15 protein-coding genes are annotated in these 19,319 nt (G+C 68.9%); 9 read left to right on the plus strand and 6 right to left on the minus strand.

Annotated elements, in window-relative coordinates; genetic code table 11:
* The 3 genes from glpK to ACFYPA_RS32380 all read right to left on the minus strand — a co-directional run bounded on the left by glpK (position 1) and on the right by ACFYPA_RS32380 (position 3,385).
* The gene (gene glpK / locus ACFYPA_RS32370; RefSeq protein WP_359085948.1) at positions 1-1,542 is read right to left on the minus strand and encodes a glycerol kinase GlpK; all 1,542 of its coding nucleotides are present in this window, start codon (positions 1,540-1,542) and stop codon (positions 1-3) included.
* Positions 1,543-1,598: 56 nt separating this feature from the next.
* On the minus strand, positions 1,599-2,390 hold the full coding sequence (locus ACFYPA_RS32375; RefSeq protein WP_359085947.1) for an MIP/aquaporin family protein: 792 nt from the start codon (positions 2,388-2,390) through the stop codon (positions 1,599-1,601).
* A gap of 230 nt (positions 2,391-2,620) precedes the next feature.
* Complete coding sequence (locus tag ACFYPA_RS32380; protein ID WP_359085946.1) at positions 2,621-3,385, minus strand: IclR family transcriptional regulator; 765 nt, start codon at positions 3,383-3,385, stop codon at positions 2,621-2,623.
* Positions 3,386-3,624: 239 nt separating this feature from the next.
* Here ACFYPA_RS32380 and metH point away from each other — a divergent pair, with 239 nt between their 5' ends.
* The 3 genes from metH to ACFYPA_RS32395 all read left to right on the plus strand — a co-directional run bounded on the left by metH (position 3,625) and on the right by ACFYPA_RS32395 (position 9,914).
* Positions 3,625-7,137, plus strand: a complete 3,513-nt coding sequence (gene metH, locus ACFYPA_RS32385; RefSeq protein WP_389135931.1) for a methionine synthase — start codon at positions 3,625-3,627, stop codon at positions 7,135-7,137.
* 118 nt (positions 7,138-7,255) lie between these two features.
* Entirely contained in the window at positions 7,256-7,957 is a 702-nt protein-coding gene (locus ACFYPA_RS32390; RefSeq protein ID WP_359085944.1) for an HAD family phosphatase, read from the plus strand.
* 361 nt (positions 7,958-8,318) lie between these two features.
* Entirely contained in the window at positions 8,319-9,914 is a 1,596-nt protein-coding gene (locus tag ACFYPA_RS32395) for an ABC transporter substrate-binding protein (RefSeq protein WP_389135934.1), read from the plus strand.
* A 33-nt stretch (positions 9,915-9,947) separates the two neighbouring features.
* On the opposite strand, the gene ACFYPA_RS32400 is transcribed toward ACFYPA_RS32395, so the two are convergent.
* The gene (locus tag ACFYPA_RS32400) at positions 9,948-10,619 is read right to left on the minus strand and encodes a response regulator transcription factor (RefSeq protein ID WP_359085942.1); all 672 of its coding nucleotides are present in this window, start codon (positions 10,617-10,619) and stop codon (positions 9,948-9,950) included.
* A gap of 9 nt (positions 10,620-10,628) precedes the next feature.
* On the minus strand, positions 10,629-11,474 hold the full coding sequence (locus ACFYPA_RS32405; RefSeq protein WP_359316124.1) for a PD-(D/E)XK nuclease family protein: 846 nt from the start codon (positions 11,472-11,474) through the stop codon (positions 10,629-10,631).
* Positions 11,475-11,646: 172 nt separating this feature from the next.
* Between ACFYPA_RS32405 and ACFYPA_RS32410 the strand changes: the two genes are divergently transcribed.
* The 3 genes from ACFYPA_RS32410 to ACFYPA_RS32420 all read left to right on the plus strand — a co-directional run bounded on the left by ACFYPA_RS32410 (position 11,647) and on the right by ACFYPA_RS32420 (position 14,712).
* Positions 11,647-12,897, plus strand: a complete 1,251-nt coding sequence (locus ACFYPA_RS32410) for a site-2 protease family protein (protein WP_359085941.1) — start codon at positions 11,647-11,649, stop codon at positions 12,895-12,897.
* A 61-nt stretch (positions 12,898-12,958) separates the two neighbouring features.
* Complete coding sequence (locus tag ACFYPA_RS32415) at positions 12,959-13,864, plus strand: tRNA (adenine-N1)-methyltransferase (protein ID WP_389135938.1); 906 nt, start codon at positions 12,959-12,961, stop codon at positions 13,862-13,864.
* 260 nt (positions 13,865-14,124) lie between these two features.
* Positions 14,125-14,712 carry a hypothetical protein gene (locus ACFYPA_RS32420; RefSeq protein ID WP_359085939.1) on the plus strand — a complete coding sequence of 196 codons (588 nt, stop codon included), beginning with the start codon at positions 14,125-14,127 and terminating at the stop codon, positions 14,710-14,712.
* A gap of 52 nt (positions 14,713-14,764) precedes the next feature.
* Here the strand turns inward: ACFYPA_RS32420 and ACFYPA_RS32425 are convergent, their stop codons facing one another.
* On the minus strand, positions 14,765-15,076 hold the full coding sequence (locus ACFYPA_RS32425; RefSeq protein ID WP_350992589.1) for a ferredoxin: 312 nt from the start codon (positions 15,074-15,076) through the stop codon (positions 14,765-14,767).
* A 240-nt stretch (positions 15,077-15,316) separates the two neighbouring features.
* On the opposite strand from ACFYPA_RS32425, the gene arc reads away from it, so the two are divergent.
* From arc to ACFYPA_RS32440, 3 genes are all read left to right on the plus strand, one after another.
* Positions 15,317-17,083, plus strand: coding sequence for a proteasome ATPase (gene arc, locus ACFYPA_RS32430; protein WP_359085938.1), 1,767 nt, complete (start codon positions 15,317-15,319; stop codon positions 17,081-17,083).
* A gap of 237 nt (positions 17,084-17,320) precedes the next feature.
* The gene (dop, locus tag ACFYPA_RS32435) at positions 17,321-18,832 is read left to right on the plus strand and encodes a depupylase/deamidase Dop (RefSeq protein WP_359315991.1); all 1,512 of its coding nucleotides are present in this window, start codon (positions 17,321-17,323) and stop codon (positions 18,830-18,832) included.
* Positions 18,833-18,952: 120 nt separating this feature from the next.
* Entirely contained in the window at positions 18,953-19,171 is a 219-nt protein-coding gene (locus tag ACFYPA_RS32440; protein WP_040896025.1) for a ubiquitin-like protein Pup, read from the plus strand.
* Positions 19,172-19,319: the final 148 nt, after the last annotated feature.

Raw genomic sequence — 19,319 nt, forward strand, 5'->3', positions numbered from 1 at the left:
CTACTCCTCGTCGTCCAGCCAGCCCATGGTCCGTTCCACGGCCTTGAGCCAGCTCTTGTACTCGCGGTCGCGGGTGTCCGCGTCCATGCGGGGGGTCCACTCGGCGGCCCGGCGCCAGTTGGCGCGCAGCGCGTCGGTGTCGGGCCAGAAGCCGACGGCCAGGCCGGCGGCGTAGGCGGCGCCGAGGCAGGTGGTCTCGGCGACCATCGGGCGCACCACGGGGGCGTCCAGGAAGTCGGCGAGCGTCTGCATCAGCAGGTTGTTGGAGGTCATGCCGCCGTCGACCTTGAGCGCGGTCAGCTCGACGCCGGAGTCCTTGGTCATGGCGTCGCTGATCTCGCGGGTCTGCCAGGCCGTGGCCTCCAGTACGGCACGGGCGATGTGCGCCTTGGTGACGTAGCGGGTGAGGCCGGCGATGACGCCGCGGGCGTCGGGGCGCCAGTACGGGGCGAAGAGGCCGGAGAACGCCGGCACGAAGTACGCGCCGCCGTTGTCCTCGACCGACGAGGCCAGGGTCTCGATCTCGGCCGCGGACTGGATCAGGCCCATCTGGTCGCGCATCCACTGCACCAGCGAACCGGTGACGGCGATCGAGCCCTCCAGGGCGTAGACCGGCTTCTTGTCGCCGATCTGGTAGCCGACCGTGGTCAGCAGCCCGTTGTAGGAGTTGACGGGCGTCTCGCCGGTGTTCATCAGCATGAAGGTGCCGGTGCCGTACGTGGACTTGGCCTCGCCCTCGGCGAAACACGTCTGGCCGAACAGCGCGGCCTGCTGGTCACCGAGCGCGGAGGCGACCGGTACACCGTCGAGCACGCCTCCCTTGGCGTGGCCGTACACCTCGGCCGAGGACCGGATCTCGGGCAGCAGCGCCGCCGGGATGTCCATGGAGGTGAGGATCTTGTCGTCCCACGCCATGCGGTGCAGGTTCATCAGGAGCGTGCGCGAGGCGTTGGTGACGTCGGTGACGTGGACGCCGCCCTCGGTGCCGCCGGTCAGGTTCCAGATGACCCAGGAGTCCATGGTGCCGAAGAGGATGTCGCCGCGCTCGGCGCGCTCGCGCAGGCCCTCGACGTTGTCGAGCAGCCAGCGGACCTTGGGACCGGCGAAGTACGAGGCGAGCGGCAGCCCGGTCTCGCGGCGGAAGCGGTCCTGGCCCACGTTGCGGCCGAGCTCCTTGCAGAGCGCGTCGGTGCGGGTGTCCTGCCAGACGAGGGCGTTGTGGACGGGCTCGCCGGTGTGCTTGTCCCAGAGCAGGGTGGTCTCGCGCTGGTTGGTGATGCCGATCGCCTTCACGTCGGCGGCGGTGATGCCGGCCTTGACGATGGCGCTCGCCACGACCTCCTGGACGTTCTCCCAGATCTCGGTCGCGTCGTGCTCGACCCAGCCCGGCTTCGGGAAGATCTGCTCGTGCTCCTTCTGGTCGACGGAGACGATCCGGCCGTCCTTGTCGAAGACGATGCAGCGGCTGGAGGTGGTGCCCTGGTCGATGGCCGCGATGAACGGCCCGGTGCCGTGGGTGCCGGTGGTGTGTGCGTCGGTCACGGTGTGCTCCCGGAAGTCTGGGTGGTCTTGGGGGTGACGGCTCTGGGCCCTGTGGCTCACGCGAAGGCGAGGTTGTAGAGCCCGCCCGCGAGCGCGCCGCCGATGAGCGGTCCGACGACGGGGACCCAGGCGTAGCCCCAGTCGGATCCGCCCTTGTTCGGCAGCGGAAGCAGCGCGTGCACGATACGCGGACCGAGGTCGCGAACCGGGTTGATCGCGTAACCCGTCGGGCCGCCGAGCGAGAGACCGATGGAGACGACCACCAGAGCGGTGATCAGGGCGCCGAGCGTGCCGAGGCCGTTGCCGTCGTTGTTGAGGCCCTGCGTGAGGATGGCCAGGACCAGCACGACCGTGGCGATGATCTCGGTGACGACGTTCTGTACGGCGTTGCGGATCTCGGGACCCGTGGTGAAGATGCCGAGCACCGGTCCCGCCTTGGGGGCCGCGGCCTTGTCGACCATGCCCTCGTCACCCGTATGGGCGCTCAGGATCTCCGGATCTGTGAGATGGGCCCGGAACTGTCCGTAGTAGACCAGCCAGACCAGCACGGCGCCGATCATCGCGCCGAGGAGCTCGGAGGCGAGGTAGAGCGGTACGTCGCTCCACTTGGTGCCGCCCTCGATCGCCAGACCGATGGTGACGGCCGGGTTGAGGTGCGCGCCGGATACGCCGCCGGCCAGATAGGCGCCGGTCAGCACGGCGAAGCCCCACCCGAAGGTGACGGCGAGCCAGCCGGCGTCCCGTGCCTTCGAGCGCTTGAGCGTGACGGCGGCGCAGACACCGCCGCCGAGCAGGATGAGTACGGCGGTACCTATGGTCTCGCCGATGAAGATGTCGGAGCTGGACACCCGCGACTCCTTTGTCCTTCGTCCAGGGAAGCCGAACCCCGGGTCCCTCCGGTGGTCCGCGCCCTCATGTGAGGGCGTTGCCGGCCTTGGCTCTGTCACACCCTAACGCGAATTTCCGTTAGGCGTTCGACAATGCCGACCGGTGAACGGCAGTGTTTCCCCCCGGTGAATGAGGCGTCAAGGGTTGTGTGTTCTATAACTCGATCGTTACCGACGCTCCCGCGGGGAGCTCAGAAGCGCCTGGCGCCCAGATCCCGGGAGACCGCGCGGGCGCAGTCCCGTACCGCCGCCACCAGCTCGGGCCGCAGCTCGCCGTCCGCGCACACCCGCTCCACCGCTCCGGTCACGGCCACGGCTCCCACCGGCATCCGGCGCCGGTCGTGGATCGGGGCGGCCACCGCGGCCACGCCCTCCCAGGTCTCCTCCACGTCGGCCGCCCAGCCCCGCGCCCGGATCAGGTCGAGCATCGACTCGAACTCCTCCGGATCGGTGACGGTGCGGGGTGTGAAGGACTGCCGCTCCGCCTCCATGGCCTCCGTGTGGGCCACCGGGTCGTAGGCCGACAGGACCTTGCCCAGGGCCGTGGAGTGCAGCGGCTGCATGGCCCCGACCTCCAGGACCTGGCGGCTGTCGTCGGGCCGGAAGACGTGGTGGACGATCAGGACGCCCTGCTGGTGCAGGACGCCGAGGTGGGTGCTCTCGCCGCTGGACCGGGCCAGGTCGTCCGTCCAGACCAGCGCGCGGGCCCGCAGTTCGTGGACGTCCAGATAGCTGTTGCCCAGGCGCAGCAGCTCGGCCCCCAGCTGGTAGCGGCCGGACGCTTCGTCCTGCTCGACGAAGCCCTCGTGCTGGAGCGTGCGCAGGATGCCGTGCGCGGTGCCCTTGGCCAGGCCCAGGGAGGAGGCGATGTCGGACAGTCCCAGCCGCCGCTCGCCGCCCGCCAGCAGACGCAGCATCGCGGCTGCCCGCTCCAGCGACTGGATGTTCTTGGCCATCGCGCCGTACTCCTCCACCTCGGTTCGACAATGCTGAACAGTATCGGTCCATGCCGACCCGTGCTTGATCGCAGGGGAATTCTGCGGCACGCCGACAGCCCGGACGACCGCCTGAACAGCATGCGGTCCGATTCGTGGGACAGAGTGACGCCCCGGGACGCCGCCCGGCTACCCTGGCCGGGTGCGCCTTCCGCCGAAGCCGCAAAGCCGACAGCCGTCGCATTCCAGGGAGTACATCCATGGCCTCGTCGCCGACCCCTTCCGCCGACAGCCGGAACCGAGCCGCAGCCCTCCGTGAGGCGCTCGCCACCCGAGTCGTGGTGGCCGACGGTGCCATGGGCACCATGCTCCAGGCACAGGACCCCACGCTCGAGGACTTCGAGAACCTCGAAGGCTGCAACGAGATCCTGAACCTCACGCGCCCCGACATCGTGCGTTCCGTGCACGAGGAGTACTTCGCCGTCGGCGTGGACTGCGTGGAGACCAACACCTTCGGTGCGAACCACTCGGCGGCCAACGAATACGAGATCGCCGACCGGATCGTCGAACTGTCAGAGGCGGGCGCCCGCATCGCCCGCGAGGTCGCCGACGAGTTCACCGCGAAGGACGGCCGCCAGCGCTGGGTCCTGGGCTCGGTGGGGCCCGGCACCAAACTGCCCTCGCTCGGCCACATCGCGTACGACGTGCTGCGGGACGGATACCAGCAGAACGCCGAGGGCCTGCTCGCCGGCGGCGCGGACGCCCTGATCGTGGAGACCACGCAGGACCTGCTGCAGACCAAGTCCAGCCTCATCGGCGCGCGCCGGGCGATGGACGCCCTGGGCATCGACGTGCCGCTGATCTGCTCGCTCGCCTTCGAGACGACCGGCGTCATGCTGCTCGGCTCGGAGATCGGCGCCGCGCTGACAGCCCTGGAGCCGCTGGGCATCGACCTGATCGGGCTGAACTGCTCGACGGGCCCGGCCGAGATGAGCGAGCACCTGCGCTATCTGGCCCAGCACTCGCGTACACCGCTGATGTGCATGCCGAACGCGGGCCTGCCCGTGCTGACCAAGGATGGCGCGCACTTCCCGCTCGGCCCCGAGGGGCTGGCGGACGCGCAGGAAACCTTCGTCACCGACTACGGCCTGTCCCTGATCGGCGGCTGCTGCGGTACGACGCCCGAGCACCTGCGCCAGGTCGTCGAGCGAGCCCGCGCCCTCACCCCCGCGGTCCGCGACCCACGCCCCGAGCCCGGCGCGGCCTCGCTCTACCAGACCGTGCCGTTCCGCCAGGACACCTCGTACCTCGCGATCGGTGAGCGTACGAACGCCAACGGGTCGAAGAAGTTCCGCGAGGCCATGCTGGAGGCCCGCTGGGACGACTGCGTCGAGATGGCCCGCGACCAGATCCGCGAGGGCGCGCACATGCTCGACCTCTGTGTCGACTACGTCGGCCGCGACGGGGTCGCCGACATGAAGGAGCTGGCAGGACGGTTCGCCACGGCCTCCACCCTGCCGATCGTGCTGGACTCCACCGAGCTGCCCGTGCTGCGGGCCGGTCTGGAGAAGCTCGGCGGGCGCGCGGTACTCAACTCGGTGAACTACGAGGACGGCGACGGCCCCGAGTCGCGCTTCGTCCAGGTCACCCGGCTCGCCGCCGAGCACGGTGCCGCGCTGATCGCCCTGACGATCGACGAGGAGGGCCAGGCCCGCACCGCCGAGCACAAGGTCGCGATCGCCGAGCGGCTGATCGCGGACCTCACCGGTAACTGGGGCATCCACGAGTCGGACATCCTCATCGACTGCCTCACCTTCACCATCTGCACCGGGCAGGAGGAGTCCCGCAAGGACGGCATCGCCACCATCGAGGCGATCCGCGAGCTGAAGAAGCGCCACCCCGACGTCCAGACCACTCTCGGCCTCTCCAACATCTCCTTCGGTCTCAACCCGGCCGCCCGCGTCGTCCTGAACTCCGTCTTCCTCGACGAGTGCGTCAAGGCCGGTCTCGACTCCGCGATCGTGCACGCGTCGAAGATCCTCCCGATCGCCCGGCTGGACGAGGAGCAGGTCAAGGTCGCCCACGACCTGGTCTACGACCGCCGCGCCGAGGGCTACGACCCGTTGCAGCGGCTCATGGAGCTGTTCGAGGGCGTCAACATGAAGTCGATGAAGGAGGGCAAGGCCGAGGAACTCCTCGCCCTGCCGCTCGACGAGCGCCTCCAGCGCAGGATCATCGACGGCGAGAAGAAGGGGCTGGAGGCCGACCTCGACGAGGCCCTGCAGACCCGTCCCGCGCTCGACATCGTCAACGACACCCTGCTGGAAGGCATGAAGGTCGTCGGCGAGCTGTTCGGCTCCGGCCAGATGCAGCTGCCGTTCGTCCTCCAGTCCGCCGAGGTGATGAAGACCGCGGTGGCCCACCTGGAACCGCACATGGAGAAGTCCGACGCCGAGGGCAAGGGCACCATCGTGCTGGCCACCGTCCGCGGCGACGTCCACGACATCGGCAAGAACCTCGTCGACATCATCCTGTCGAACAACGGCTACAACGTCGTCAACATCGGCATCAAGCAGCCCGTCTCCGCGATCCTGGAAGCCGCCGACGAGCACAAGGCCGACGTCATCGGCATGTCCGGCCTTCTGGTCAAGTCGACCGTGATCATGAAGGAGAACCTCCAGGAGCTCAACCAGCGCAAGCTGGCCGCGGAGTACCCGGTCATCCTGGGCGGGGCCGCCCTGACCCGCGCCTACGTCGAACAGGACCTCCACGAGATCTACGAGGGCGAGGTCCGTTACGCCCGCGACGCCTTCGAGGGCCTGCGCCTCATGGACGCGCTCATCGGGGTCAAGCGTGGTGTTCCGGGTGCCGTCCTCCCCGAGCTCAAGCAGCGCCGTGTGCCCAAGCGCGACACGGCCGTGCTCGAGGTCGAGGAGCCGGAGGAGGGCGTGCGCTCCGACGTCTCCGTCGACAACCCCGTCCCCACCCCGCCGTTCTGGGGGAGCCGCGTGGTCAAGGGCATCCAGCTCAAGGAGTACGCCTCCTGGCTCGACGAGGGCGCCCTCTTCAAGGGCCAGTGGGGCCTCAAGCAGGCGCGGGCCGGTGACGGACCGACCTACGAGGAGCTCGTCGAGACCGAGGGCCGCCCGCACCTGCGCGGCTGGCTCGACAAGCTCCACACCGAGAACCTCCTCGAAGCGGCCGTCGTCTACGGCTACTACCCCTGCGTCTCCAAGGGCGACGACCTGATCCTGCTCCACGAGGACGGCTCGGAGCGCACCCGCTTCACCTTCCCGCGCCAGCGCCGCGGCCGCCGTCTGTGCCTGGCGGACTTCTTCCGCCCGGAGGAGTCGGGGGAGACCGACGTCATCGGCCTCCAGGTGGTGACCGTCGGCTCGAAGATCGGCGGCGAGACCGCCAAGCTCTTCGAGGCCAACTCCTACCGCGACTACCTGGAGTTGCACGGCCTGTCCGTCCAGCTCGCCGAGGCACTCGCCGAGTACTGGCACGCCCGCGTCCGCTCCGAGCTCGGCTTCGCGGGCGACGACCCGGCCGACGTCGAGGACATGTTCGCCCTCAAGTACCGCGGTGCCCGCTTCTCCCTCGGCTACGGAGCGTGCCCGGACCTCGAGGACCGGGCGAAGATCGCCGACCTGCTCCAGCCCGAGCGGATCGGCGTCCACCTCTCCGAGGAGTTCCAGCTCCACCCCGAGCAGTCCACCGACGCGATCGTCATCCACCACCCGGAAGCGAAGTACTTCAACGCGCGGTAAGGCTCCGTTCGACGCGCGGTAGCCGCGCGAGTCGTACACTGGTCGGTCCAGTGCAGGCCGGTCGCCCTCCCTCCGGGAAAGGCGGCCGGCCTTCTCGCCCCCATGGAAGGTGTGCCGGATGACCAGTACGATCCCCGCGTCCCCGACCCGTACGGCCGAGGGCGGAGCCCTGCAGGCCGTCTTTCTCGACATGGACGGCACCCTGGTCGACACCGAGGGCTTCTGGTGGGACGCCGAGGTGTCGGTCTTCGCCGATCTGGGGCACCGGCTGGACGAGGCGTGGAAGGACGTCGTCGTCGGCGGCCCGATGACGCGCAGTGCCGGATACCTCATGGATGTGACCGGCGCGGACGTCACCCTCGACGAACTGACCGTGCTGCTCAACGACCGCTTCGAGAAGCGCATCGCCGACGGAGTGCCGCTGATGCCGGGCGCGGCTCGGCTGCTCGCCGAACTCGCGAGACACGAGGTGCCCACCGCCCTCGTCTCCGCCTCGCACCGCCGGATCATCGACCGGGTCCTGGACTCGGTGGGGCGCCACCACTTCGCGCTCACGGTCGCGGGCGACGAGGTCTCCCGTACGAAGCCCCACCCGGAGCCGTACCTCACGGCCGCGCGGGGCTTCGGGGCCGACCCCAGGCTCTGTGCCGTCATCGAGGACACCGCGACCGGTGTGGCCGCCGCGGAGGCCGCTGGATGCCGGGTGGTCGCCGTGCCGTCCGTGGCGCCGATCGCGCCGGCCGACGGCCGGGTGGTCGTCGGTTCGCTCGAAGAAGTCGATCTCGCATTCCTCAGGGGTCTGGTCACCGGTATGCGGTGATCCGCGTACCGAGAGTATTTCTGTGAATGAATGGAAAAACTCTCGCGAAAGGCCGTGCTTTTTATGTCGCCCCCCGATGGTGACAAGTCGGGTACATGTCAATGCGTGGAGATGTCCACCGCGTGAGCTTGCTCACTCATTCGGTGATCGAAGAGACCTCGAAATCCACCGCGCCGACCGTACGGTGTGCCCAAGTGTCCCGATAGGTGAATCCGTGTACGAATCATTCCCGGAGCGGAAAATCGGCTCGCCGCTGACCTTCCGGGCTCTCTGATAACAGGCACCGCGCCATCGGTCCGGCCATGCCGGGGCGCCTACTAATGTCGTTTTCTCCATGACCGCATGAGGGAGAACGTCCACGATGAACCGCAAGACTCTGGTGCTGCCGGCCGTCGTCGGCCTGCTCGCGCCCGTACTCGCCGCCTGCGGTGCGTCGGACGGCGGGAGCGAGGGCGGCGCCGCCATCGTGGTCGGCACCACGGACCAGTTCGTCGCCTCGAAGGACGCCCCCGCGCCCCTCGACCCCGCCATCGGCTACGAGGCGGGCGTCTGGAACGTGCTGCGGCAGACGGTCCAGACCCTGATGCACGTCCCGCGCAGCGGGGGCGAGCCGACGCCCGAGGCCGCCGAGAGCTGTCTTTTCACCGACACGGCCAACGAGAGCTACCGCTGCAAGCTGCGCAGCGGCCTGACCTTCGCGGACGGCAGCCCCGTCACCGCCGAGGACGTCAAGTACTCCATCGACCGCGTGATCCGGATCAAGTCCCCCAACGGACCGGTGGCCCTCCTCAACAACATCGACACCATCGAGACCATGGGCGACCGCGAGGTCGTATTCCACCTCCGGACTTCGGACGCCACCTTCCCGTACAAACTCGCGACGCCGTCCGCCGGAATAGTCCAGCGGGACAAATATCCGGCGACCACCCCCCGCAGCGGATTCCAGGTGGACGGATCGGGTCCGTACACGATGAAGCCGGAAGTGCGGAACGGCCGTGTGGAGAAGGTCGTTTTCACCAGGAATCCCCACTACAAGGGGGATCTCAAGGTGCTGAACGAGAGGGTCGAACTGGATTCCTTCCCCGACGCCGCGGCCATGGGCAAGGCGCTCGACGAGAAGAAGATCGACATGATGACCCGCACCATGGCGCCGAAACAGGCCCAGCAGATGCTGGAGCACCCCAAGGACGGAATCAAGCTCACCGAGATGCCCGGACTCGCCATCCGGTACCTCGGCTTCGACACGGAGGACCCCGCCGTGAAGAACAAGGCGGTCCGCCAGGCCATGGCCCAGATCATCGACCGCGGGCAGATCGCGAGCGAGGTGTACGGCACCACGGCCGAGCCGCTGTACTCGCTGATTCCGTCCAGCATCACCGGACACACGAACTCGTTCTTCAACAAGTACGGCGAACCCAGCACCACGAAGGCCGCCGCCATCCTGAAGGACGCCAAGATCGACACCCCCGTGAAGTTCACCCTGAACTACACGAGCGACTACTACGGCGAGGCCACCGCCGACGAGTTCGAGACGCTGAAGCGGCAGCTCAACAGCACCGGACTCTTCGACGTCACCATCAAGGGCACCCCCTGGGCGAAGTACCGCCCCGCCGAGCTCCGCCGCGAGTACGCCGTGTACGGCATGGGCTGGTTCCCCGACTTCCCGGACCCGGACAACTACACGGCGCCGTTCCTCGACACGGACAACTTCCTCAACTCCCCCTACCGGTCGGTCGCGGCCCAGAAGTCGCTCATCCCCGAGTCGCGCCGCGAGGCCGACCGCAGCGCCGCCGCCACGACGTTCAAGAAGCTCCAGGACATCGTCGCCGAGGACGTCCCCGTCCTCCCCGTCTGGCAGGGCAAGCAGTACGTCGCCTCCCGCGACGGCCTCACCGGTGTCGAATGGGCGGTCACCTCGTCCGCCGACATCCACCTCTGGGAACTCGGCACCAGCTGAACCGCCCGCCCCGGCCGCCCGCCCCTCAGCGGGTCACTGGGCGCCGGGGCGCACCAGTCCGCTCTCGTACGCGTACACCGCGGCCTGCACCCGGTCGCGCAGCCCCAGCTTCGTCAGCACATGGCCCACATGCGTCTTGACCGTGGTCTCGCTGACGAACAGGTCCGCGGCGATCTCCGCGTTCGACAGACCACGCGCCACGAGCTTCAGGACCTCCACCTCACGGTCGGTGAGCGTGTGCAGGGTGTCCGGCACCGACTCCTCGCCGGACGGCAGATGGTCCGCGTACTTGTCGAGCAGCCGGCGCGTGATGCTCGGGGCGAGCATCGCCTCGCCGCCCGCGACCACCCGGATCGCCTGTACCAGCTCGTTGGCCGGGGCGTCCTTCAGCAGGAAGCCGCTGGCGCCGGCGCGCAGCGCCTCCACCACGTACTCGTCGAGATCGAACGTCGTCAGCACCAGCACCTTCGCCGGACCGTCCCGGCCGGGCCCGGTGATCTGGCGCGTGGCCTCGACACCGTCCATCCGCGGCATCCGGATGTCCATCAGCACCACATCGGGCTGCAGCGCCCGCACCTGGTCGAGCGCCTGGAGACCGTCACCGGCCTCGCCCACCACCGCGAGATCGCCCTCCGCCTCCAGAATCATCCGGAAGCCGGTGCGCAGCAACGGCTGGTCGTCGACCAGTAGGACGCGGATTGCCACGGGATCTCCTCAAAGTCCTTCAAGGGCCGCGGGCCGGCCGGCCTCGGCGCGGACCGGGTCCATTCTGCCCTGGACATCCTGCGGTGCCTCCGCCGGGCGCACCGACAGCGGATACACCGGGGGAGTCCCACCGAATTCCGGACAGAGCGCCTGATGATCGCACCAGCCGCACAGCTTCGTGGGCCGCGGCCGCCACTCACCGGTCTCCGTGGCCAGCACGATCGCGTCCCACAGGGCCAGCAGCTTGCGCTCCACCCGCTCCAGGTCCGCCACCACCGGGTCGTACGTCATCACATCGCCGCTGCCGAGGTAGACCAGCTGGAGCCGGCGCGGCACCACACCCTTGAGCCGCCAGATCACCAGCGCGTAGAACTTCATCTGGAACAACGCGCCCTCCGCGTACTCCGGACGCGGCGCCTTCCCCGTCTTGTAGTCGACGATCCGGACGTCGCCCGTCGGCGTGACATCGATCCGGTCGATCACTCCGCGCAGCCGAAGCCCCGACTCCAGCTCGGTCTCGACGAACATCTCCCGCTCGGCCGGCTCCAGACGCGTCGGATCCTCCAGCGAGAACCAGCGCTCCACCAGCCGCTCCGCCTCCGACAGCCACCGTGCGAGCCGCTCGCCCTCCGGGTCCTCGGCGAACAGCTCCGACAGCTCCGGCTTCGACTCCAGCAGCCGGTCCCACTGGGCCGGGATGAGCGACGTGGCCCGGCCCGGCGTGCGCTCCGCCGCGGGATTGTCGAAGAGCCGCTCCAGAACCGCATGCACCAACGTGCCCCGGGTAGCCGCCTCACTGGGCTTCTGCGGCAGCTTGTCGATCACCCGGAAGCGGTACAGCAGGGGGCACTGCATGAAATCGCTCGCCCGCGACGGCGAAAGGGACGAGGGCGGCTGAGGGGGCCGCGGTACTGAAGTCATGACGAAGACCCTACGACCCGCCACTGACACCAATCGGCATACCATCGACCACAGAGCCTCGAACACTGCATGATCGTGCCGAATCGGCACCGACCGAAGGGACCTCGTGGACGAGAGCGGCGACAGCGGGCGGCCGCAGCCCGGCGCAGGGGGCAAGGGCCCCGGCGACGGCGCCGACAAGGGCGCGCCGGGACGCAAGGAAGAGCCGGGAGGCGGCATTCTCATGGGCCGCCCCTTCGGAGTGCCGGTCTACGTCGCCCCCAGCTGGTTCGTCGTGGCAGCGCTGATCACCTGGGTCTTCGGCGGCCAGCTCGACCGTGTCCTGCCCGACCTCGGCGCGGCCCGCTACCTGGTCGCCCTCTTCTTCGCCATCGCGTTCTACGCCTCCGTACTCGTCCACGAGCTCGCCCACACGGTCGTCGCCCTGCGCTACAAGCTCCCGGTCCGCCGCATCCAGCTCCAGTTCTTCGGCGGTGTCTCCGAGATCGAGAAGGAGTCGGAGACCCCCGGCCGCGAATTCGTCCTCGCCTTCGTCGGCCCGCTGCTCTCCCTCGTCCTCGCCGGGGTCTTCTACGTCCCGATGAAGTTCGTCGAGGCGGGCACCGTGCCCGGCGTGCTGCTCGGCGGACTGATGATCTCCAACCTCATCGTCGCCGCGTTCAACCTCCTGCCCGGCCTCCCGCTCGACGGCGGCCGGATGCTGCGCGCCGTCGTCTGGAAGATCACCGGCCGCCCGATGAGCGGCACCGTCGCCGCCGCCTGGGTCGGCCGTGCCCTCGCCGTCATCACCCTCATCGGACTGCCCCTCCTCACCCACACCGAGGTCCTCGGGAGCGGCAACCGCGAGATCAGCGGCATGGACACCGTCACCGACGCCCTGCTCGCCGCGATCCTCGCCGCCATCATCTGGACCGGCGCGGGCAACAGCCTGCGCATGGCCCGGCTCCGCGAACACCTCCCCGACCTGCAGGCCCGCGCCCTCACCCGGCGTGCCGTCCCGGTCGAGGGCGACACCCCGCTCTCCGAGGCGCTGCGCCGGGCCAACGAGGCGGGAGCCCGCGCCCTCGTCGTGGTCGACGCGACCGGCGAACCCCAGGCACTCGTCCGCGAAGCCGCCATCGTCGCCGTCCCCGAGCACCGCCGCCCCTGGGTCGCCGTCAGCGGCCTCGCCCAGGACCTCACCGACGGGATGAAGGTCTCCGCCGAACTGGCGGGCGAAGCCCTCCTGGACCGCCTCAAGGCCAGCCCCGCCACCGAGTACCTCGTCGTCGAGGACACCGGTGCGATCTACGGAGTGCTGTCCACCGCCGACGTCGAGCGCGCGTTCGTCGCCGCCATGGCCCGCCCCGCCGCCTGAGCGGCTGCCGGACGACCGGGCGGGCGGTCGGCGCCCCCCGAAACACCGGTACGCTGGTCACATGTCTGAACCGACCGGTGCCGCCCGCCGACGTGGGCCCTTCAAGGTCGGGGACCAGGTCCAGCTCACCGATCCCAAGGGACGCCACTACACCTTCACGCTCGAAGCCGGAAAGAACTTCCACACCCACAAGGGTTCTTTCTCGCACGACGAGCTGATCGGTGCTCCCGAGGGCAGTGTTGTCCGTACCACGGGAAACGTCGTCTACCTGGCGCTGCGCCCCCTGCTCCCCGACTACGTCCTGTCCATGCCCCGCGGCGCCGCCGTGGTCTACCCCAAGGACGCGGGGCAGATCCTGGCCTTCGGCGACATCTTCCCCGGCGCGCGCGTCGTGGAAGCCGGCGTCGGATCCGGCGCGCTCTCCACCTTCCTGCTCCGCGCCATCGGCGAGCAGGGCATGCTGCACTCCTACGAGCGCCGCGAGGACTTCGCCGAGATCGCCCAGCAGAACGTCGAACGCTACTTCGGCAGCCCGCACCCGGCATGGCAGCTCACCGTCGGCGATCTCCAGGACAACCTCACGGACACCGACGTGGACCGCGTCGTCCTGGACATGCTCGCGCCCTGGGAATGCCTGGACGTCGTCGCCAAGGCCCTCGTCCCCGGCGGCATCCTCTGCGCGTACGTCGCGACCACCACCCAGCTCTCGCGGACGGTCGAGTCCATCCGTGAGATCGGCTGCTTCGCCGAACCGCAGCCCTGGGAGTCGATGATCCGCAACTGGCACGTCGAGGGTCTCGCCGTGCGCCCGGACCACCGCATGATCGGCCACACCGGGTTCCTCGTCACCGCCCGCCGGCTGGCCGACGGCGTCCAGCCGCCGCCGCGCCGCCGCCGTCCCTCCAAGGGCGCCTACGGCGAGGACTACACCGGTCCGGGCAGCCAGAGCGGCTCCGCCCGCGACTGAGAGGCGCCGCGTTCGACGCGCGCCCCGACGCACCGGCGCCGCCGCCGGGTTCCCGGACCGACCCGGGAACCCGGCGGCGGCGCCTTTTCGTTGCCGAGGAGCGAGTGGCGCGTTCGGAGGGGATTCCCCGGCGACCCCACCGTTCCACTGGCGTGTGAGGTGTGGCACGATGCTGGCCACCCCCACCCCGCCGTCGACGTCCCGCCGACGGCACCGCCTTCCGGCATTCGGCACCACAGGAACCACAGGAGACATCCCGCGTGCAGACCTCCGCGCTCCCGGACCTCGCGCACACCGACGCCAAGCCGATGCACTGGCTCGCCACCGCCGCGGCCATGGCCGCCGTCGTCGCGGCGGCCGGTCTGCTCCAGCCCGACGCGAGCGCCTCCGCCTCGACGCCCCACCGCACCGCCGCGCAGCACGGCACGGCCCCCGCGGCCGCGCCCGACCCCGCCCGTGCGGCCTTCCCCCTGGAATGCGGCCAGGCGGGCCACACCGTGGCCAAGGAGGTACCCGGCGACCTGGACGGCGACGGCCGTCCGGAAACAGTCGCGGTGGTCCACTGCGCGGCCGGCTCCGGCACCCCGCCCAGCGGTGTCTACGTCCTCACACAGAAGAGCGGGGCCGCACCACGGGTCGTCGCGACCCTGGTGGACCCCGTCCAGAGGATGAGCGTCGGCGACTTCGCGGTGAGCGACGGCGTCGTCTCCGCCACGCTCCTCGGCTACTCCTCGCCCGAGGTGCCCTCCTGCTGCCCGGACGAGCAGGAGAAGGTCACCTGGCAGTGGCAGAACGGCGCCTTCGTGCGCAGCAGCCAGGCGGAGGAGCCGGCCGGCGCCGGCGTCTGACCGTCACCCGGCGCGTCCGCCGCCCCGTCAGCCGTCCCGTCCGGGACGGCGGTCAGGCGGCTTCCGGTCCGAAGACCTCGACCCTGTCCGAAACGCGCCGTACGTGAATGCAGTCGCCCGGGCACTCCTTGGCCGAGTCGACCACGTCCTGAAGGATCGGCAGCGGGACGGGCGTGGTCGCGCCCTTGTCCTGGAGCAACTCGTCCTGATCGCTCTTCACGTACGCCAGACCGTCGATGTCCAGCTCGAACACCTCCGGCGCGTACTGCACGCAGATGCCGTCCCCCGTGCAGAGGTCCTGGTCGATCCAGACCTCCAGGTCCTGTGTCTCGCCACCGGTGGGAGCGTCCTGCTGCACGGTCATTTCTCCTGCCGTTCCTGCGTGTCCGAACCAAAAAAAGCCGGTCCTGGCGGGTGTTGAACAGTTCGACGATACAACCGGCGGCTTTCCGATGTTGAAGGGTGGGTATTCCCCTGACACGAGGGAGAGCGCAAGGGTGAAGATCGGACACACCCCGGAGTCTTTGTGATCTAGGGGTTTCAATCATCACCCACCCAGGTAGGGTCAGGAAGCGTCCAGCTCCCCTTGGAGGAGGTGAGGACCGTGGCAGCCCACGACGACGACATCAACCGCGGCATCCGGCCCGGGCGGGGGTCCGATGACCCCGCCGGCCAGGTTGCCTATCTCGAGCAGGAAATCGCCGTCCTGCGACGTAAGCTCGCCGACTCTCCGCGTCATACGAGGATTCTCGAAGAGCGGATCGTCGAGTTGCAGACCAACCTCGCAGGCGTGTCCGCACAGAACGAGCGGCTCGCCGGCACACTCCGCGAGGCCCGCGACCAGATCGTGGCCCTCAAGGAAGAGGTCGACCGGCTCGCACAGCCGCCGGCCGGCTTCGGTGTGTTCCTGCAGGCGAATGAGGACGGTACCTGCGACATCTTCACCGGGGGCCGCAAGCTCCGGGTGAACGTCAGTCCCAGCATCGAGCCGGCGGACCTCCGGCGCGGCCAGGAAGTCATGCTCAACGAAGCGCTCAACGTGGTCGACGCCATGGAATTCGAGCGGGCCGGGGACATCGTCACCCTCAAGGAGATCCTTGAGGACGGCGAGCGCGCCCTGGTGGTCGGGCACACCGACGAGGAACGGGTGGTGCGGCTCGCCGAGCCGTTGCTGGACATCACCATCCGCCCCGGCGACGCCCTGCTGCTCGAACCCAGGTCCGGCTACGTCTACGAAGTCGTCCCCAAGAGCGAGGTCGAAGAGCTCGTCCTCGAAGAAGTCCCGGACATCGACTACAACAAGATCGGTGGACTGGGAGACCAGATCGAGCTCATCCGGGACGCGGTCGAGCTCCCCTACCTCCACCCCGACCTCTTCAAGGAGCACGAGCTCCGGCCGCCGAAGGGCATCCTGCTCTACGGCCCGCCCGGCTGCGGCAAGACGCTCATCGCCAAGGCAGTGGCCAACTCCCTTGCCAAGAAGGTCGCCGAAGTCACCGGCCAGCCGGCCGGGAAGAGCTACTTCCTCAACATCAAGGGTCCGGAGCTCCTCAACAAGTACGTCGGCGAGACCGAGCGCCACATCCGCCTGGTCTTCCAGCGTGCCCGTGAGAAGGCGAGTGAGGGTACCCCCGTCATCGTCTTCTTCGACGAGATGGAGTCCCTCTTCCGTACCCGTGGATCCGGCGTCAGCTCGGACGTGGAGAACACCATCGTCCCCCAGCTGCTCGCCGAGATCGACGGCGTCGAGGGCCTGGAGAACGTCATCGTCATCGGCGCCTCCAACCGCGAGGACATGATCGACCCCGCGATCCTGAGGCCCGGCCGTCTCGATGTGAAGATCAAGATCGAGCGTCCCGACGCAGAGGCCGCGAAGGACATCTTCGCGAAGTACCTGACGCCCTCGCTGCCCCTGCACGCGGACGATCTGGCTGAACACACGGGCTCCAAGGAGGCCGCGGCCCACGCGATGATCCAGTCGGTCGTCGAGCGGATGTACACCGAGTCCGAGGAGAACCGCTTCCTCGAGGTCACGTACGCCAACGGCGACAAGGAAGTCCTGTACTTCAAGGACTTCAACTCCGGCGCGATGATCCAGAACATCGTCGACCGGGCCAAGAAGATGGCCATCAAGGCATTCCTCGAGCAGGGCCAGAAGGGCCTGCGCGTCTCCCACCTCCTCCAGGCCTGCGTGGACGAGTTCAAGGAGAACGAGGACCTGCCGAACACCACCAACCCGGACGACTGGGCCAGGATCTCCGGCAAGAAGGGTGAGCGGATCGTCTTCATCCGCACACTCGTCACCGGAAAGCAGGGCGCGGACACCGGTCGCTCCATCGACACGGTGGCGAACACCGGGCAGTACCTCTAGAAAACAACCGGCTGCGGATGCCCGGCCGGGCATCCGCAGCCGGTTGCTTTCCGGACAGTCGCCACGACACCGCAGCAATGACGTAATTGATCTCCCCACCGGCACAGAGGCGCTCTAGGCTCTGGCATACCGCCCGGTCGCGCAGTGCGGGAACGGGCACACCGCGCACGCACCGGAAAAGCAGCGGTACTTGAGCGTCGCCCCCGGAAGGGAGCGTCGCCGGGCAAGGAGGGCCGCATGACCGTACGGCGAGTAATGGGCATCGAGACCGAGTACGGGATCTCCGTGCCCGGCCACCCCAACGCCAATGCCATGCTCACCTCGTCCCAGATCGTCAACGCCTACGCGGCGGCGATGCACCGGGCGCGCCGCGCCCGCTGGGACTTCGAGGAGGAGAACCCGCTGCGTGACGCGCGAGGCTTCGACCTCGCCCGCGAGACCGCAGACTCCAGCCAGCTCACCGACGAGGACATCGGCCTGGCCAACGTCATCCTCACCAACGGGGCACGGCTCTACGTCGACCACGCGCACCCCGAGTACAGCTCGCCGGAGATCACCAATCCCAGGGACGCGGTCCTGTGGGACAAGGCCGGCGAACGGATCATGGCCGAGGCCGCCGAGCGAGCGGCCCAGCTCCCGGGCGCCCAGCCGATCCACCTCTACAAGAACAACACCGACAACAAGGGCGCCTCGTACGGCACGCACGAGAACTACCTGATGAAGCGCGAGACGCCGTTCTCCGACATCGTGCGCCATCTGACGCCGTTCTTCGTCTCCCGCCAGGTCGTCACCGGTGCCGGACGTGTCGGAATCGGCCAGGACGGCCACGAGCACGGGTTCCAGATCAGTCAGCGGGCCGACTACTTCGAGGTGGAGGTCGGGCTGGAGACCACCCTCAAGCGGCCGATCATCAACACGCGCGACGAGCCCCACTCCGACGCCGAGAAGTACCGCCGGCTCCATGTGATCATCGGGGACGCGAACCTCTCGGAGATCTCCACCTACCTCAAGCTGGGCACCACCTCGCTCGTCCTCTCCATGATCGAGGACGGCTTCATCAATGTCGACCTGGCCGTCGACCAGCCGGTACGCACCCTGCACCAGGTCTCCCACGACCCGGAGCTCCAGCAGCTGATCACTCTGCGCAGCGGCCGGACACTCACCGCCGTGCAGCTCCAGATGGAGTACTTCGAGCTGGGGCGCAAATACGTCGAGGAGCGGTACGGGGCGGACGCCGACGAACAGACCAAGGACATCCTGATCCGCTGGGAGGACACGCTCAACCGGCTGGAGAACGATCCGATGAGCCTGTCCCGTGAGCTCGACTGGATCGCCAAGCGGGAGCTCATGGAGGGCTACCGCCGCCGGGACGACCTGGACTGGGACGCGCCCCGCCTGCACCTGGTGGACCTGCAGTACGCCGACGTACGGGCCGAGAAGGGCCTGTACAACCGTCTGGTGGCCCGCGGCAGGATGAAGCGCCTGCTGGACGAGAACGAGGTCGAGAAGGCCCGTACGGCGCCTCCGGAGGACACCCGGGCGTATTTCCGCGGTCGCTGCCTGGAGCAGTACGCGGACGACGTGGCAGCGGCCTCCTGGGACTCGGTCATCTTCGACCTCCCGGGCCACGACTCCCTCCAGCGGGTTCCCACCATGGAGCCGCTGCGGGGCACCCGTGACCACGTCAAGGCCCTCCTGGACCGGTGCCGTACGGCGGAAGAGCTGGTCCAGGTGCTCTCGGGCGGCTGAAAGTGCCGCCGACTGGGAATCATTCCGATGACCTCCGGACGTTGAGACAAGTACCGGGCCAATGTCGGACCTCGTAGGTAGGGTCTGATCAAGTGCTTCGAACCGAGCGGGGTGAGCTACATGGCGACCAAGGACACCGGCGGCGGACAGCAGAAGGCGACGCGCTCCACCGAGGAGGTCGAGGAGCAGGCGCAGGACGCGCAGGGCTCCGAGGACCTCAAGGAGCGACAGGAGAAGCTGAGCGACGACGTGGACGACGTCCTCGACGAGATCGACGACGTGCTCGAGTCCAATGCCGAGGACTTCGTTCGAAGTTTCGTACAAAAGGGCGGGGAGTAACCGGCCCGGTGACCGGCGTGGGGGGCGGGGGGCCGGCCCCCCCCCCCCGCCCGCCCCCCCGGGGGGGGGGGGTGGGGGCGCCCCCCCCCGGCCCATTGGGACGCCCCCGCGGTCGGGGCGGGTGCGGGGGGCTCGCTGGTGGGACCGA

It is taken from the genome of Streptomyces sp. NPDC005775, assembly GCF_042871565.1.
In the GTDB taxonomy this organism is placed as follows: Bacteria; Actinomycetota; Actinomycetes; order Streptomycetales; family Streptomycetaceae; genus Streptomyces.